This window comes from Pectobacterium sp. IFB5596, assembly GCF_021432585.1.
In the GTDB taxonomy this organism is placed as follows: domain Bacteria; phylum Pseudomonadota; class Gammaproteobacteria; order Enterobacterales; family Enterobacteriaceae; genus Pectobacterium; species Pectobacterium punjabense.
The window spans coordinates 124384-139329 of record NZ_LXFY01000002.1; the positions used below are offsets into that span (position 1 = coordinate 124384).

Below are 14946 nucleotides of genomic sequence, written 5' to 3' on the forward strand. Positions count from 1 at the left end.
AGGTACCTTTCGGTTCGGCATATTCAGCAGGTTACTGCGAGTACTCTGATTGGTTCTCAAGCTATTTTTCGGAAAAAATCTTGCTGATTAGCAACTGATTATTTTCAATAAATGTGATAAATTATTTAAAATTTCAAAATCACATTTCCTTTTCAAGAGTATTTACATGAATATAATTTACCCCAGTGATTACTTTAATACCGCAAAAGTGGATGAGATGTTTGAGACAGAGTATAACTGTGCGAGAGAAAGTGGTTTGTCGTGTGTATTATTATCAACACAACATGCATCAAACGGAAAATATCGATTTTCAACGAGCATTGAACCGAATACCCCCGTAATTTGGCGAGGCTGGATGCTCAAAGCAGAAGAATATGAAAGGTTGAGCACTGCCGCGAACCACAATGGTGGTAACATGCTTATATCATTAGATAACTACCTCTCATGCCATTATATTACGGGATGGTATAAATCATGCGAAAAATATACGCCAAAGACCGTTTTCTTAAAAGAAAATGATGATGTAGAGCAGATGACCAATCAGTTAAAATGGCCTTCTTATTTCGTTAAAGACTATGTTAAATCGCTAACCACCTCCAGAGGCTCTATTGCCAACAATGCTGAAGAAATCAGGGAAGTCATAAAATCTATTAAAAAATTTCGTGGTGAAATCGAAGGTGGACTTAGCCTAAGACAGGTTGAGAACATTGTAAAAACCAGCGAACGCCGATATTTTTCGTTTAAAAATAAAGTCTATTCCTCTAATGGCATTGTTCCCGATATTGTTGTTGAAATAGCACAACGCATAAGCTCTCCCTTTTTCTCCATTGACATGGTTGAAAATACTTCTGGTGAACTTCGCCTTATAGAAATTGGCGATGGGCAAGTCTCTGATACTAAAGAATGGGACGTCGAAGCCTTTATTAAAATATTCCTTAATGTGTAGTGAATAGAGCCGTGATTCATTTTTATTGAGATAACGTTATCGCGAACTGGCGATGTGTTTTCCCCAATACAGGGGAAGATAACACTCAGTCACGGCTTTCCCTCTGTGCTACAATCCCGCGCCAGTAAAGGTAACCTCAGACAGCACCGCCAAAAACACACGAAACGATGACTGACAAACCATGACCGACGTAAAATCAGGTAAAAACAACGCGGTATCAGCCGATTCCCGCGTCTCTCACCTTAACCGCTTCTCCATTGCGCCGATGCTCGACTGGACCGATCGTCATTGCCGTTACTTCCTTCGCCAACTCACTAGCCAAACGCTGCTGTATACGGAAATGGTAACAACTGGTGCGATTCTTCATGGCAAAGGCGATTATCTGGCCTATAGCGAAGAAGAGCATCCATTGGCGCTGCAACTCGGTGGTAGCGATCCTACAGCGTTGGCTCAATGCGCCAAACTGGCAGAGCAGCGCGGCTATGATGAAGTCAATCTGAACGTCGGTTGCCCGTCTGACCGTGTACAAAATGGCCGTTTCGGTGCCTGCCTGATGGGCGAAGCCGCGCTAGTAGCAGACTGCATCAAGGCAATGAAAGACAGCACATCAATCCCGATTACGGTGAAAACCCGCATCGGCATTGACGATCAAGACAGCTATGAATTCTTGTGCGAGTTTATCCAAACCGTTGCTGGGCGCGGCGAGTGCGATACCTTCATCATCCACGCGCGCAAAGCCTGGCTATCGGGCCTTAGCCCGAAAGAGAATCGGGAAATTCCGCCGCTGGATTATCCGCGCGTTTACCAGCTCAAGCGCGATTTTCCGGCGCTCACCCTCGCCATCAACGGCGGCGTCAAAACGCTGGAAGAAGCCAAAACGCATTTACAGCATCTGGACGGCGTGATGATGGGGCGTGAAGCTTACCAAAATCCCGGTATTCTGGCGCAGGTTGACCGTGAACTGTTTGGTATTGACGCCACCACGCCAGATTTGGCTGGCGTTGTACGAACCATGTACCCCTACATCGAACGCGAACTTTCTGCCGGGGCGTCATTAGGCCACATTACACGTCATATGCTCGGCATGTTTCAGGGCATCACTGGTGCTCGTCAGTGGCGACGCTACCTCAGCGAAAACGCTCACAAACCCGGTGCCGACGCTGCGGTAGTAGAACGTGCGCTGACGCTGGTTAATCTGGTTTAAAAAATACCAATAGTTAGTGTTTTCCACCAACACACTCTCAATTCTCTTTCTGGCATCGCTGATAAATCAATCACTTATCAGCGGCCTATCTTGGCACGATTCTTGTAATTGCTTATGTAGCACGCAGACTCATTTTTCTGCGGTTTAATCGCTACAGGAGCACACCATGTTAGAAATTTTCTTCGTTATTGGCTTTTTTATCATGCTGATGTTGACGGGCGTGTCACTGCTTGGCGTGATTGCAGCACTGTTTGTGGCATCCCTTTTTATGCTGATTGGCGGGCTGTTTAGCATGGCAATAAAGGTGCTACCGTGGCTGATTTTGGCCGTTGCAGCGGTATGGCTATGGCGCAAGTTTAGTGGACGACCAGTCTACAACTCGCACCGTTATACCTATCAAAAATACACCTATCGTCAGCGCAATGGGAACCAGTGGTAATGCCATAAAAGGGAAAAATCTGAATTACGCGCAAAAATAATGGCCAATGCCATGTTTAACACCAATTTGTTTAATACAGCCTTGTTTTAATACAGGAGGTTTTAGTACAAAAGTGTGCGCCAGCAGATATTTTTTCCCTGATGTGGCTGCTAGGATGACGCCACTGTTTGACACTCGATTGTCGTTTACAGAGTGAACAAACGTCGTGGCAAACATGCCACACGATTTCATCGTCGTCAGGAAATAATAGCCGCATAGCGGCACCTTCATGACGATCACCACGCTGTACCCTACATACAGTCTGATGAAATTTGCGTAACGGCCACGGCCTTTCAGGCAATAATACCGGCTCTTAATGAGTCGGTATTATTGTCAGGCTTTCTCGTTCAGCCCCTGCCTCCTGCGGTTTGCCCACACACCATAGCAATCCTCACTCTTGCAGCCTCTCGCGCTTGTGTAGTTTCACGCGAAAGCCCGATGGCGTTACCGTAAAAGCAAAACTCTCGGTGACCGCCGATGCGGGCTGCTGTGCTTCTACGCAAAACCCGCTACAAAGCGCATGAAACCCCAGTTTGATCTCCATTAATGCCAGCGATCGTCCGGGGCACATACGCGGCCCGCCGCCAAAAGGCTGGAGATCGGAAAAAGCGGCTTTTCCACGCTCAAGCCACCGTTCAGGCACGAAATCATCGGGCTGCTGAAATAATGCGTCATCGAAACCGCTCGCATTGAGCATGAGCAGCAGAGGTGTGCCCTTTTTGATAAAGAAATCATTAATGACGGTGTCCTTGGTTGGCTCAAGGTACAGCAGAGGCGCAACGGGCTTGATCCGCATCGATTCATACATCGCCGCCGTGAGCCAGGGCATGCGCGGAAGCGGCCACGGAAGGATCGCGCCGCTCCCGTCAGTCGCCTCTTTACACTCCTGAAACACGCGTTCTTCTACCGAAGGTGCCGAGCAAAGCAGGAAACTCATCCAGGTCAGCGTATTCGCCGTCGTGTCTTCCCCGGCGATAAGAAGCGTAATCGCATTCGCCACAATGTCGTCGTCTTTCAGCGTTTCGTCTTTTTTCTGCTCGGCGAGCATTACCTGTAGCATATTCTCTGGCGCGTCGACTAACTGCGGGTTTAAGCGGATGCGTTTGCGCTGGTGATAAATAAATTCATCAACGTACTCGCGAATCTGGCTCAGACTTGCATCGAACTGCTTATCTCGCGCTCTCCTGATGTATCGCCATAGGGGAAACAAAGCACTGCTGCGCCCATTAATAACGGGAAACAGCCGGCGTAAACTTTGCGATAGCGGGTTATCGCCCTGCTCAAGCGTATTCACATCTTCCCCAAAAGCCAGTAATGACGTGATATCAACCGTATAGCGCTTAAACTCCTCCACCAGCGCGATGGTCTCTCCGCTTTCGGCCAGCGCCGTGAAGCGGTCAGATAGCCGGGCGGTCACTTTCCTAAGGCTGGGATAGAAATACTTCAAATGGGCAGGCTGAAACATCGGTTCCGTCAGTCTGCGCTGGTTCTCCCACCGTTTGCCTTCCGATGAGAAAACTCCGTTCAGCCCGGCTTCCTGAAAAACAGATTCAATACTGCTAATACGCCGAAACTCATCAGGGCGGTATTTCATGATGGTGCGAATCCATTCAACATCGGCAATCACAATCGCAGATGTAAGCCCCAACCTTAAGCGATAAAAGCGGCCATACTGCGCTTTCCACCGCAGCATCTGTAGATGGACATCATGTCGTTTTAAATAATCAACATGCCCGAGAATCCCTCGGGTTGGAGGCATTGGCAGGTGTTTGATGGATCTCATGTTCGCATCCTTCTTTATGTATGTTCAAAAGCAGATGAATACATCACCTGTGAAAACAACAATTGAGATAGCGAAGAGGTAGAGAAATAATGTACGACGCAGAGAACGAGCAAGGCAGAAAATTTGAATCAGCGTCTGAGTCTATGTTTTCGTCAAATCCTACAGAGCGGTGTTTAAAAAACAAACATGTTGATTTGGTTTTTTTGTTAATAAGTAATACCACGGACAGCGGTATTTTCTTCTACGGAAGAACACAGCAAGTAAACCGCAACCCATCTGGCCAAGCGAAGAAAGACAAAGGTTACCGCGACACGCACGATAACCTCCTTAAACATTAGCCCGGAATCAGCAGGCATGACCCCTGCGTACTGCGGCTTTCCAGCGCCCGATGGGCCGCTTGCGCATCCGACAGCGCGAATTTCTGGTTCTGTGGCACATCTACCGTAATCGCTCCGCTGGCGATCAATGAGAACAGCTCATTGCTGGCCTGTTCCAGTTCGGCACGGTTCGTCACATAGCCAAACAGTGAAGGACGCGTGACGTACAACGACCCTTTCTGGTTCAATATCCCCAGATTGACACCCGTTACTGGCCCAGACGCATTGCCGAAACTGACCATCAACCCACGACGGCGCAGGCTATCGAGCGAGGCTTCCCAGGTATCTTTCCCGACCGAGTCATACACGACCGCCACTTTCTGCCCATCGGTCAGTTCCGCAACGCGCTGTGCGATATTCTCGGTACGATAATTAATCGTCGCCCAGGCACCAGCCTGTTTTGCCCGTTCCGCCTTCTCATCAGAACCCACCGTCCCGATCAGCTTCGCCCCCAGCGCCTTTGCCCACTGGCAGGCAATCAACCCTACGCCGCCCGCAGCGGCATGGAACAAGAAGACTTCATTCGGCTTGATTTCATACGTCTGACGTAGCAGATAATAAACCGTTAGCCCTTTCAGGAAAGAAGCCGCAGCCTGCTCAAAGCTGATGGCCTCCGGCAGCAGCGCAACCTTCTCTGCCACCACATTATGCACCTCGCTGTACGCCCCCAGCCCGGACTGCGCATACACGACGCGATCGCCCACTTTCAGCACACTAACCCCCGCGCCGACTTTCGTCACAACGCCCGCCGCTTCGGTTCCCAGCCCGGAAGGCAAATCAGGCACCGGATACAGGCCGCTGCGAATATAGGTATCGATAAAATTAATACCGATGGCGCGATTCTCCACCTGAACCTCTCCCGCAGCAGGTTCGGTAGGCGTAAAATCCCCATATTGCAGAACCTCTGGGCCACCATAAGCTCGGAACTGAACGCGTTTTGCCATGTTATCTCCTTAATCGTGACAGGTTCGTCATTGCTCTATTATGGATATGGATTGTGTTATTTCATACAATGCCCCCTAATCCAACGGCAAATCAACCGGTAAAGAATCCGTTTCATGGCAGAGAAAAGACCCAGCAATAAATCGAATGAACCCCGTGACCGCCAGATGGAAGGTCTGAAACTTCCGCCACATTCGCTGGAAGCGGAGCAATCGGTGTTGGGTGGCCTGATGCTCGACAATGAACGCTGGGATAACGTTGCTGAGCGCGTTGTCGCAAACGACTTCTATAACCGTGCCCACCGCCTGATTTTCACCGAGATGCAGCGTCTGCTCGAAATGAGCAAGCCGATCGACCTGATTACGTTATCCGAATCGCTCGAACTGCAAGGTTCATTGGAATCCGCGGGTGGCTTCGCCTATCTGGCCGAGTTGGCAAAAAACACCCCAAGCGCTGCTAACATTGGTGCCTACGCCGACATCGTGCGCGAACGCGCCGTGGTGCGTGAGATGATTTCTGTCGCCAATGAGATCGCCGATGCGGGTTACGATCCCCAGGGCCGCAGCAGTGAAGATCTGCTCGATCTGGCGGAGTCCCGCGTCTTTCAGATCGCCGAAAACCGTGCCAGCAAAGATGAAGGCCCGAAAAGCATCGACCGCATTCTGGAAGACACGGTTTCCCGTATCGAACAGTTATATCAGCGCCCGCACGACGGCGTAACCGGTGTGTCTACCGGCTATCAGGATCTGGATAAAAAGACCGCTGGCTTGCAGAAATCCGATTTGATCATCGTCGCGGCTCGCCCATCCATGGGGAAAACCACCTTCGCCATGAACCTGTGTGAAAACGCGGCGATGATGCAGGATAAACCCGTGCTGATCTTCAGTCTGGAGATGCCCGGTGAACAGATTATGATGCGTATGTTGGCATCGCTGTCTCGCGTGGATCAAACCCGAATCCGTACTGGTCAGCTAGACGATGAAGACTGGGCACGTATCTCCAGCACCATGGGAATCCTGCTGGAAAAGCGCAATATGTACATCGATGACTCCTCTGGCCTGACCCCGACGGAAGTGCGTTCCCGCGCGCGCCGCGTGTTCCGTGAACATGACGGCCTCAGCCTAATCATGATCGACTACCTGCAATTGATGCGCGTGCCGTCATTGTCGGACAACCGCACGCTGGAAATTGCAGAAATTTCCCGATCGCTCAAAGCGTTGGCAAAAGAATTGCAAGTTCCAGTCGTCGCGCTGTCGCAGCTTAACCGTAGTCTGGAACAGCGCGCCGATAAGCGTCCGGTCAACTCGGATCTGCGTGAATCTGGCTCTATCGAGCAGGATGCCGACCTGATTATGTTTATCTACCGTGATGAGGTTTATCACGAAAACAGCGATCTCAAAGGCATCGCTGAAATCATTCTGGGGAAACAGCGTAACGGCCCGATTGGTTCCGTTCGCTTGACCTTTAACGGGCAGTGGTCGCGCTTTGATAACTATGCCGGCCCACAATATGACGATGAATAACGCAGCGCTCAGCAATGACAACACTGCACTAAGGACCAAGAATGAAAACGGCAACCGCCGTCATTAGTCGGCGTGCGTTACGCCACAACCTGCAACGTATCCGCCAGCTTGCGCCAGGCAGCCAGGTCGTTGCCGTCGTGAAAGCCAACGCCTACGGCCACGGCATGATCGAATCCGCTCGCACCTTCTGCGACGCCGACTGCTACGGCGTCGCGCGACTCTCCGAAGCATTGGCGCTTCGCGCGGCAGGTATCACCAAATCCATTGTCTTGCTGGAAGGCTTTTTCTCCGCTGACGATCTCCCGCTTCTGGTGGAACACCAGCTAGAAACCGCCGTTCACAGCCCCGAGCAACTTGCCGCGCTGGAACAGGCTACGCTGCCGCAACCGATACGCGTGTGGATGAAGCTCGATACGGGCATGCACCGTCTTGGCGTTCTGCCGGAACACGCCGACGCATTTTGGCAACGCCTGACGGAATGCCGCAATGTGGTACAGCCCGTCAATATTATGAGCCACTTTTGCCGCGCGGATGAGCCCGAAGCCGGAACCACCGAACGCCAGTTAGCCTGTTTCGATGCCTTTACACAGGGTAAGCCCGGCGCACAGTCCATCGCGGCTTCCGGCGGCATTCTGCTATGGCCACAAGCACACCGCGATCGCGTCCGTCCCGGCATCATTCTCTACGGTGTATCGCCGCTGGATAATGAAGATGCCGCACATTTTGGCTTTCAACCTGCGATGACCTTTACGTCTCACCTGATCGCCGTTCGCGAGCACAAAGCAGGGGAATCCGTCGGTTATGGAGGCACCTGGACTAGCCCGCGCGATACACGGCTGGGCGTTGTGGCCGTTGGCTATGGTGATGGCTACCCACGCTGCGCCCCAGCGGGTACACCCGTGCTCATCAACGGGCGCGAAGTACCACTTTCTGGCCGCGTATCGATGGATATGATCACGGTTGATTTAGGGCCGGATGCGCAGGATAAAGTGGGCGATGAGGTGATTCTCTGGGGGCAAACGCTATCGGTTGAACGCATTGCCGCACACACGGGCGCCAGCGCCTACGAGCTGATTACCCGCTTAACACAGCGCACTACGTTGGAATACGTCGACGGTGAGTAAAAACGGACTGATTGGTTTTTATCGGCAAGCCACTGGCTTGCCAACTTTCAGGCTGGCTATCTACTATGCGGCAAGCTGGCTTGCCGCATCCGCTATCCTGACGCTGTTTGCCCTCATTAATTTTTATACGCTGAAACCAACGGATGTTGGCGGCACACTGTTTGGCGGTATGTTCGGCGCGATATTCGATCTGATTTACTGGTCTTGCGCTGCGTTAGGGTTCTGCTTTCTGGCGCTCTTTCGACTCTCGGGATGGCGTGTTGCCTTGGTATTAGCGGGTCTGGTGCAAATCGGTATCAGCGCGCTGTGGCGTATTCAATACTGGCAGGATTATGACAACGAGGAGCTGATACTTTCTCCGACACCGGGCGAACTGCATGTTTCCATATTGGTGGGTGTGGCGATGACGACTATCGGCATCGTGAAATATCGGCACGCCCAGCGCAATTCCATAGCGCCACGCCCAACGTATACTAAAGCCATCGCCGCATTACTGCTGGTCGCGCTTTATCTGGTGCTTCCGCTACATCTCTACCTGCGTGAACCCCTCCCCTACTGCGCTTTTAGCCCTGACGGGCAGCAGCTAAGTATCTGTCTGGGAGACAATGACGAACGGATTATTGTGGAGTGATGGTTCTCGGAATAGCTATCCCGAGAACCATCGATTTAGCGAAGAATCGCATTTGTTGCGTTCACTGCCGTATAGGCAGCTTAGAAATATCTCACGCAATACGGCGTCGGTGGATGAGGTTCATTGCCGCACAGGCAGTTTAGAAACCATCATTTAAAAGATAAACACCATTAACTGAATAAATATCGGCACTCCACCACAGGAAGTGCCTTTTGGCTTAATAGTCCGCTTTCACCGCCAGCGCAGCCACCGTACTTTTCTTCTTTTTCACCCTGTAGCTCACCGCCAGCGCGAATAGCCAGACCGGGATCAACAATACTGAGATCTGAATACCCGGCGTCATCGCCATAATGACTAAAATACCCGCCAGAAACAGCAGACAAATCACATTCGTCACCGGGTAACCGAGGCTTTTAAAGCGTGTTTCCTGACCTTCCTGCTGTTTCGCCGCACGGAATTTCAGGTGAGTAATGCAAATCATCGCCCAGTTAATCACCAGTGCAGACACCACCAGCGCCATCAGCAATTCAAAGGCTTTACCCGGCATGAGGTAGTTGATCACAACACACAGTGCCGTCGCAAGCGCCGATACGCCAAGTGCCATCAATGGAATACCGCGCTTATTGACGTTCAGCAACGCACGCGGTGCGTTCCCCTGCTTCGCCAGACCAAACAACATCCGGCTGTTACAGTACACACAGCTGTTGTAAACCGATAACGCCGCCGACAGCACCACCAGATTCAATACGGTCGCCACCGCGTTACTATCCAGCGCATGAAAAATCATGACAAATGGACTCCCGCCTTCTACCACTTTCCCCCATGGGTACAGCGATAACAACACCGCCAGCGCCCCAACGTAAAACAGCAGAATGCGGTAGATAACCTGATTCGTCGCGCGTGGAATGCTGTTTTGCGGATCGTCCGCTTCAGCCGCGGTAATCCCTACCAGCTCCAACCCACCAAAGGAGAACATGATCACCGCCATCGCCATGACCATGCCACTCACACCGTTCGGGAAGAAGCCGCCATGCTGCCACAAATTTGCGACACTCGCCTCTGGGCCACCCGCGCCGCTGAACAACAAATAGCAGCCAAACACGATCATCCCCATAATCGCCGCAACCTTGATGATCGAAAACCAGAATTCCATTTCGCCATACACTTTAACGCTAGTCAGATTGATGGCGTTGATCAGTACAAAGAAGATCCCCGCAGACACCCAGGTTGGCACATCCGGCCACCAGTACTGAATATAGATTCCGACAGCGGTTAATTCAGCCATACTCACCAAAACATACAGCACCCAGTAATTCCAACCAGACATAAACCCGGCGAACTCGCCCCAATATTTATACGCAAAATGGCTGAACGACCCCGCGACGGGCTCTTCCACCACCATTTCACCCAACTGGCGCATAATAAAGAATGCGATCACGCCCGCAATCGCATAGCCGAGCAGTACTGACGGCCCAGCCATTTTTATCGTCTGTGCGATGCCCAGAAATAGCCCGGTTCCCACGGCACCACCCAGTGCAATTAATTGAATATGGCGATTTTTTAATCCCCTCTTCAATTGCCCTTCTGTTTGTTGTGTCTCCATTTTTTTCCCCGTCAGCAATAAAATTCAAACCGAGAGGATTTAGCAACTATCAGGCCAGATAACTGGCGGCGAAGATCCAACATCGCCACGATGCTGATAACACGATGAAAATTTTAAGAATTTATTTTCTTCGCAATTTCACACATCATGCATAAAACAGAAAAATATCTACATTTAGTGCACGAAAAAACCAAATTACGCACACAATAACGGCACTTTATGCTCAACCATGCATGAATGTGACCCATCATAGTGCAAACCGTGACTGAGTGCGCCTGTAGCGATAAAAAACTCATACGCAACACGGCTTAAAAAGCTGGTAGTCTGTTTGACTGACTATCTGACATGGTTTAGGGAACGCGATGTACAACATTGATGATTTCGATCTGAAAATCCTGACGCTGCTACAGACTAACGGCCGCCTGACCAATCAGGAATTGAGCGAGCTGGTCGGGCTTTCCGCCTCGCAATGCTCCCGCCGCCGTATCGCGTTAGAACAGGCGCAGCTGATTCTCGGTTATCATGCCCGACTGTCGCCAAACGCGGTTGGGTTGGAATGCCTGGGGTTAATTGAAGTACGGTTAATCAACCACACCAGTGAATACGTCGAGCGCTTTCACCAGATGCTAGGAGAAGTGGATGCGATTATTGACGCCTACAAAACCACGGGCGATGCCGATTATCTGTTAAAGGTTGCCGTTGCGGATCTGCCAGGGCTCAGCACGCTGATTAGCCAGATTCTGTCGCAGAACAAGAGCGTCGCGCATCTGAAAACCTCAGTGGTATTGAACCGCCTTAAAGAGAACGGTTTGATCACGCCAGAATCCCCAGCGTTGCCCTGAATTGGGGCAATTGCGTCTATTTGGTGCAGAAAAACGAACGACACACGCAATAAATCACAATGAAACGCACAACATAACCAATAGATAGACCAATAACGCACAAATCATGCATTATTTCATTCATATAATTCAATACGTTGCTCTTACTACCGCGGACATTTCGCGCAAACCAGCCGTTAAGCGGTATCATCTGGCGTGATTATTGCTTTGGTAAGCACATGTTTTTACGACAGTCTATTGAGTGCTCACCATGGATAACGTTATTCCCACACAAAAAATATCACACACGCGGCTGGAAGATGTTCTGGCAATACTGATCGGCACGCTGATGGTGTCATTTGGCGTCATTCTGCTACGTCAGGCTGGAGCCCTCACCGGTGGCACTGCTGGCATCGCTTTTCTTGTGCATTATCTGACCAATATTTCCTTTGGCGTCGCATTTTTCCTGCTGAATTTACCTTTCTATTATCTGGCCGTGCGCCGCATGGGGTGGGAATTCACGATAAAAACATTCAGCGCTGTTGGTCTGGTTTCCTTATTTTCCGATCTGCATCCACTGTTCGTTCATTTTGATCAGCTCAACCCGTTCTACGCCACGCTGTTCGGCAATATCATCACCGGAATAGGCTTCGTTGTCCTGTTCCGCCATAAGGCCAGCCTCGGCGGCGTTAACATTCTGGCGCTGTACCTTCAGGACAAATATGGCTTGCGGGCGGGAAAACTCCAGATGGGCGTTGACGTTGTGATTGTGCTGACTTCCCTGTTCGTGGTAAGCATACCGATGTTGATTGCGTCGATTCTGGGGGCAACTATTTTGAATCTGATTATTGCGATGAACCATCGCCCCGGCCGTTACGCGGCCTGATTATCCCCTTCGTCGGGGTTACGGCACCTATAAAATGACACTCTTAGGAGAGCTATACTGTGTTTCAAAACGTTGATACCTATGCCGGAGATCCTATCCTGTCTCTGATGGAAAAATTCAAACAGGACCCAAGAGCGGATAAGATCAATTTGAGTATCGGGCTCTACTACAACGAGCAGAATATTATCCCGCAACTGCGCGCCGTCAGCGCGGCGGAAAGCGCCCTGCGCCAGCCGGCTCAAAGTGCGAGCTCCTACCTGCCAATGGAAGGGTTACAGCCTTACCGTACCGCAATCCAGCATCTGCTGTTTGGTGAAAACCACGCCGCGCTGGCAGCGAACCGCATCGCTACCATCCAGACGCTGGGCGGTTCCGGCGCGCTGAAAGTCGGCGCTGACTTCCTGAAACGCTACTTTCCAGATTCAGAAGTGTGGGTCAGTGACCCTACATGGGAAAACCATATTGCGATCTTTGAGGGCGCGGGCTTTAACGTTCACACCTACCCGTATTTCGATGGTGAAAATCTGGGTGTGAAATTTGATGCCATGCTTGCTACCTTACAAGCGTTGCCGGCACGCAGCATTGTGCTGCTGCATCCATGCTGCCACAACCCAACCGGCTCTGACCTCACCACCGAACAGTGGGATCGCGTTATTGAAGTCATCATCGCGCGTGAATTAATTCCATTTATGGACATCGCCTATCAGGGCTTTGGCCTCGGGATCGAGCAGGATGCCTATGCGATTCGCGCCATTGCCAGCACAGGCGTACCGGCACTCATCGCCAATTCGTTCTCCAAGATTTTCTCACTGTATAGCGAACGCGTCGGTGGCCTTTCCGTGGTGTGTGACGATGCCGACAGCGCACAGCGCGTGCTAGGTCAGCTAAAAGCAACCGTCCGCCGCAACTACTCTTCTCCACCAAATTTCGGCGCTCAGGTGGTTTCTAAAGTCCTGAACGACATTCAGTTGAACGCAGACTGGAAAGCGGAAGTCGAAGAGATGCGCACTCGCATTCTGAGCATGCGTCAGGAGTTGGTTTCTGCCTTGAAAAACGCGCTGCCAAACCGCAACTTCGACTATCTGCTCACCCAGCGCGGCATGTTCAGCTACACGGGCTTCAGCCCGGAACAGGTTGATCGCCTGCGTGAAGAATTCGGCGTCTATCTTATCGCCAGCGGCCGTATGTGCATGGCGGGACTGAACCACAGCAACGTCCAGCGCGTCGCTGCGGCTTTCGCCGCCATTCAGTAAGCCTTACAATAACAACGCCACAGGTTTAATCGGCTCACCTTTGTGAACTCGCTTAACGTGTGGCTTTTGTTTTTGCTTAGCCGCTGTTACGGTTAGGAACTCGTTTCTTTGTATTGTGTTAATCAGAACGTTCATGACTACGTTACGCTACTTAAATGGTTATCCCCCTGCGATTGTCGCGCAAGCGCAAACCCTCGTTGATCAAGGCAAGCTCGGCCTGTGGCTGGAAAAAAGATACCCTGACCGCCATCACATCCAGAGTGATAAATCGCTCTATCAATTTGTCGCAGAATTGAAGCAGCGATATTTGAAGAATGCTCCGGCAATATCCAAGGTGCTTTACGACAATAAACAGAATCCAATAAAAGGGACGCTCGGGACCAATACGTTTGTGGCACGCGTGCAGGGCGGGAAATTAAAGTCCAACAACGAAATTAGAATAGCGACGTTATTTCGTGATGGCCCGGAAGATTTTCTACGCATGATCGTGATACACGAACTCGCTCACCTCAAAGAAAAAGACCATAACAAAGCGTTTTACCAGCTCTGTTGCCATATGGACCCAGACTACCATCAGTTGGAATTTGATATGCGAATCTGGCTCAACTGGCGAGAAATGGATACCACTTCGGTCTAAAAGACTCTTTTACTCTACATAACTCGAGTTTCAGGGCAAGCAGATCACCCCAGCACAGTTACGTTCTTCCATTTCTATACTACCTGTACGGCAGTGAACACGGTTCAACGGCATTAACGCTTTATTGCTCTTTTCTAAGCTGCCGTATAGGCAGCTTAGAAAATCATCTGTTTAATTGCACCAACTATCATCTTATTCACTGCCGCACAGGCAGCTTAGAAAGGCACGACAGGCAGGACTGGGGCCGTGAAAAGGTTCACTACCGTGCAGGCAGGTATTCTCGGGATAAATCGCTGGCGTCACTTATTGGGCGCTATTCCCCATTAAGCGTGACGACCAGCGAGCGGCTCCCGCCGTGGTTGCGGTGTTCGCACAGGTAAACGCCCTGCCAGGTGCCGATATTTAGGCGTCCATTGGTAATGGGGATCGTCAGACTGTTACCCAACAGGCTACCTTTCAGGTGCGCGGGCATGTCGTCACTGCCTTCGTAAACATGGCGGTAGTACGGCTCATCCTCAGGCACTAACCGATTAAAGAAGCTCTCGAAATCCTGCTGCACCGTGGGGTCGGCATTTTCATTCATCGTTAGTGCCGCCGAGGTATGTTTGATGAACACATGCATCAGTCCAACGTTTATCTGGCGCAGCGCAACAACCTGCGCCAGTATTTCGTCCGTCACTAGATGGAAGCCTCTGGCTTTCGGCTTCAGGCGGATTTCATATTGCATCCACATCGCTG

The 14946-nt window shown here is 50.9% G+C and carries 15 protein-coding genes; 10 read left to right on the forward strand and 5 right to left on the reverse strand.

Annotated elements, in window-relative coordinates; translation table 11 throughout:
* The first annotated feature begins 166 nt into the window (after positions 1-166).
* The 3 genes from A6301_RS04780 to pspG all read left to right on the forward strand — a co-directional run bounded on the left by A6301_RS04780 (position 167) and on the right by pspG (position 2589).
* Positions 167-946 (forward strand): ATP-grasp domain-containing protein, encoded by a 780-nt coding sequence (locus A6301_RS04780; protein ID WP_234257221.1) that lies wholly within the window; start codon positions 167-169, stop codon positions 944-946.
* A 181-nt stretch (positions 947-1127) separates the two neighbouring features.
* Positions 1128-2150, forward strand: a complete 1023-nt coding sequence (dusA, locus tag A6301_RS04785; protein ID WP_234257222.1) for a tRNA dihydrouridine(20/20a) synthase DusA — start codon at positions 1128-1130, stop codon at positions 2148-2150.
* Positions 2151-2316: 166 nt separating this feature from the next.
* On the forward strand, positions 2317-2589 hold the full coding sequence (gene pspG, locus A6301_RS04790; protein ID WP_014701285.1) for an envelope stress response protein PspG: 273 nt from the start codon (positions 2317-2319) through the stop codon (positions 2587-2589).
* 24 nt (positions 2590-2613) lie between these two features.
* Here the strand turns inward: pspG and A6301_RS04795 are convergent, their stop codons facing one another.
* From A6301_RS04795 to A6301_RS04805, 3 genes are all read right to left on the reverse strand, one after another.
* A complete protein-coding gene (locus A6301_RS04795; RefSeq protein WP_234257223.1) occupies positions 2614-2859 on the reverse strand; it encodes a hypothetical protein in 246 nt (81 codons plus the stop codon).
* Between the two features lie 160 nt (positions 2860-3019).
* Positions 3020-4411, reverse strand: coding sequence for a cytochrome P450 (locus A6301_RS04800; protein ID WP_234257224.1), 1392 nt, complete (start codon positions 4409-4411; stop codon positions 3020-3022).
* 334 nt (positions 4412-4745) lie between these two features.
* On the reverse strand, positions 4746-5732 hold the full coding sequence (locus tag A6301_RS04805) for a quinone oxidoreductase (protein ID WP_234257225.1): 987 nt from the start codon (positions 5730-5732) through the stop codon (positions 4746-4748).
* Positions 5733-5846: 114 nt separating this feature from the next.
* Here A6301_RS04805 and dnaB point away from each other — a divergent pair, with 114 nt between their 5' ends.
* From dnaB to A6301_RS04820, 3 genes are read left to right on the forward strand one after another with little or no spacing between them, the layout of a single operon-like run.
* A complete protein-coding gene (gene dnaB / locus A6301_RS04810) occupies positions 5847-7253 on the forward strand; it encodes a replicative DNA helicase (protein ID WP_107168082.1) in 1407 nt (468 codons plus the stop codon).
* Between the two features lie 41 nt (positions 7254-7294).
* Positions 7295-8377, forward strand: a complete 1083-nt coding sequence (gene alr, locus A6301_RS04815; RefSeq protein WP_107168081.1) for an alanine racemase — start codon at positions 7295-7297, stop codon at positions 8375-8377.
* Positions 8370-9008: a hypothetical protein gene (locus tag A6301_RS04820; RefSeq protein ID WP_234257226.1), complete on the forward strand. Its 639-nt coding sequence runs from the start codon at positions 8370-8372 to the stop codon at positions 9006-9008. Before alr ends, A6301_RS04820 begins: the two co-directional genes overlap by 8 nt.
* Positions 9009-9225: 217 nt before the next feature.
* On the opposite strand, the gene A6301_RS04825 is transcribed toward A6301_RS04820, so the two are convergent.
* Entirely contained in the window at positions 9226-10611 is a 1386-nt protein-coding gene (locus tag A6301_RS04825; protein WP_205540217.1) for an amino acid permease, read from the reverse strand.
* Positions 10612-10973: 362 nt separating this feature from the next.
* On the opposite strand from A6301_RS04825, the gene A6301_RS04830 reads away from it, so the two are divergent.
* The 4 genes from A6301_RS04830 (at position 10974) to A6301_RS04845 (ending at position 14208) form a co-directional block, all read left to right on the forward strand.
* Complete coding sequence (locus tag A6301_RS04830; RefSeq protein WP_234257227.1) at positions 10974-11453, forward strand: Lrp/AsnC family transcriptional regulator; 480 nt, start codon at positions 10974-10976, stop codon at positions 11451-11453.
* A gap of 250 nt (positions 11454-11703) precedes the next feature.
* On the forward strand, positions 11704-12318 hold the full coding sequence (locus A6301_RS04835) for a YitT family protein (protein WP_107168078.1): 615 nt from the start codon (positions 11704-11706) through the stop codon (positions 12316-12318).
* Positions 12319-12377: 59 nt separating this feature from the next.
* The gene (locus tag A6301_RS04840) at positions 12378-13571 is read left to right on the forward strand and encodes an amino acid aminotransferase (protein WP_107168077.1); all 1194 of its coding nucleotides are present in this window, start codon (positions 12378-12380) and stop codon (positions 13569-13571) included.
* Between the two features lie 133 nt (positions 13572-13704).
* Complete coding sequence (locus A6301_RS04845) at positions 13705-14208, forward strand: M48 family metallopeptidase (protein WP_107168076.1); 504 nt, start codon at positions 13705-13707, stop codon at positions 14206-14208.
* Between the two features lie 313 nt (positions 14209-14521).
* Here the strand turns inward: A6301_RS04845 and A6301_RS04850 are convergent, their stop codons facing one another.
* Complete coding sequence (locus A6301_RS04850; protein ID WP_234257228.1) at positions 14522-14941, reverse strand: secondary thiamine-phosphate synthase enzyme YjbQ; 420 nt, start codon at positions 14939-14941, stop codon at positions 14522-14524.
* Positions 14942-14946 lie beyond the last annotated feature (5 nt).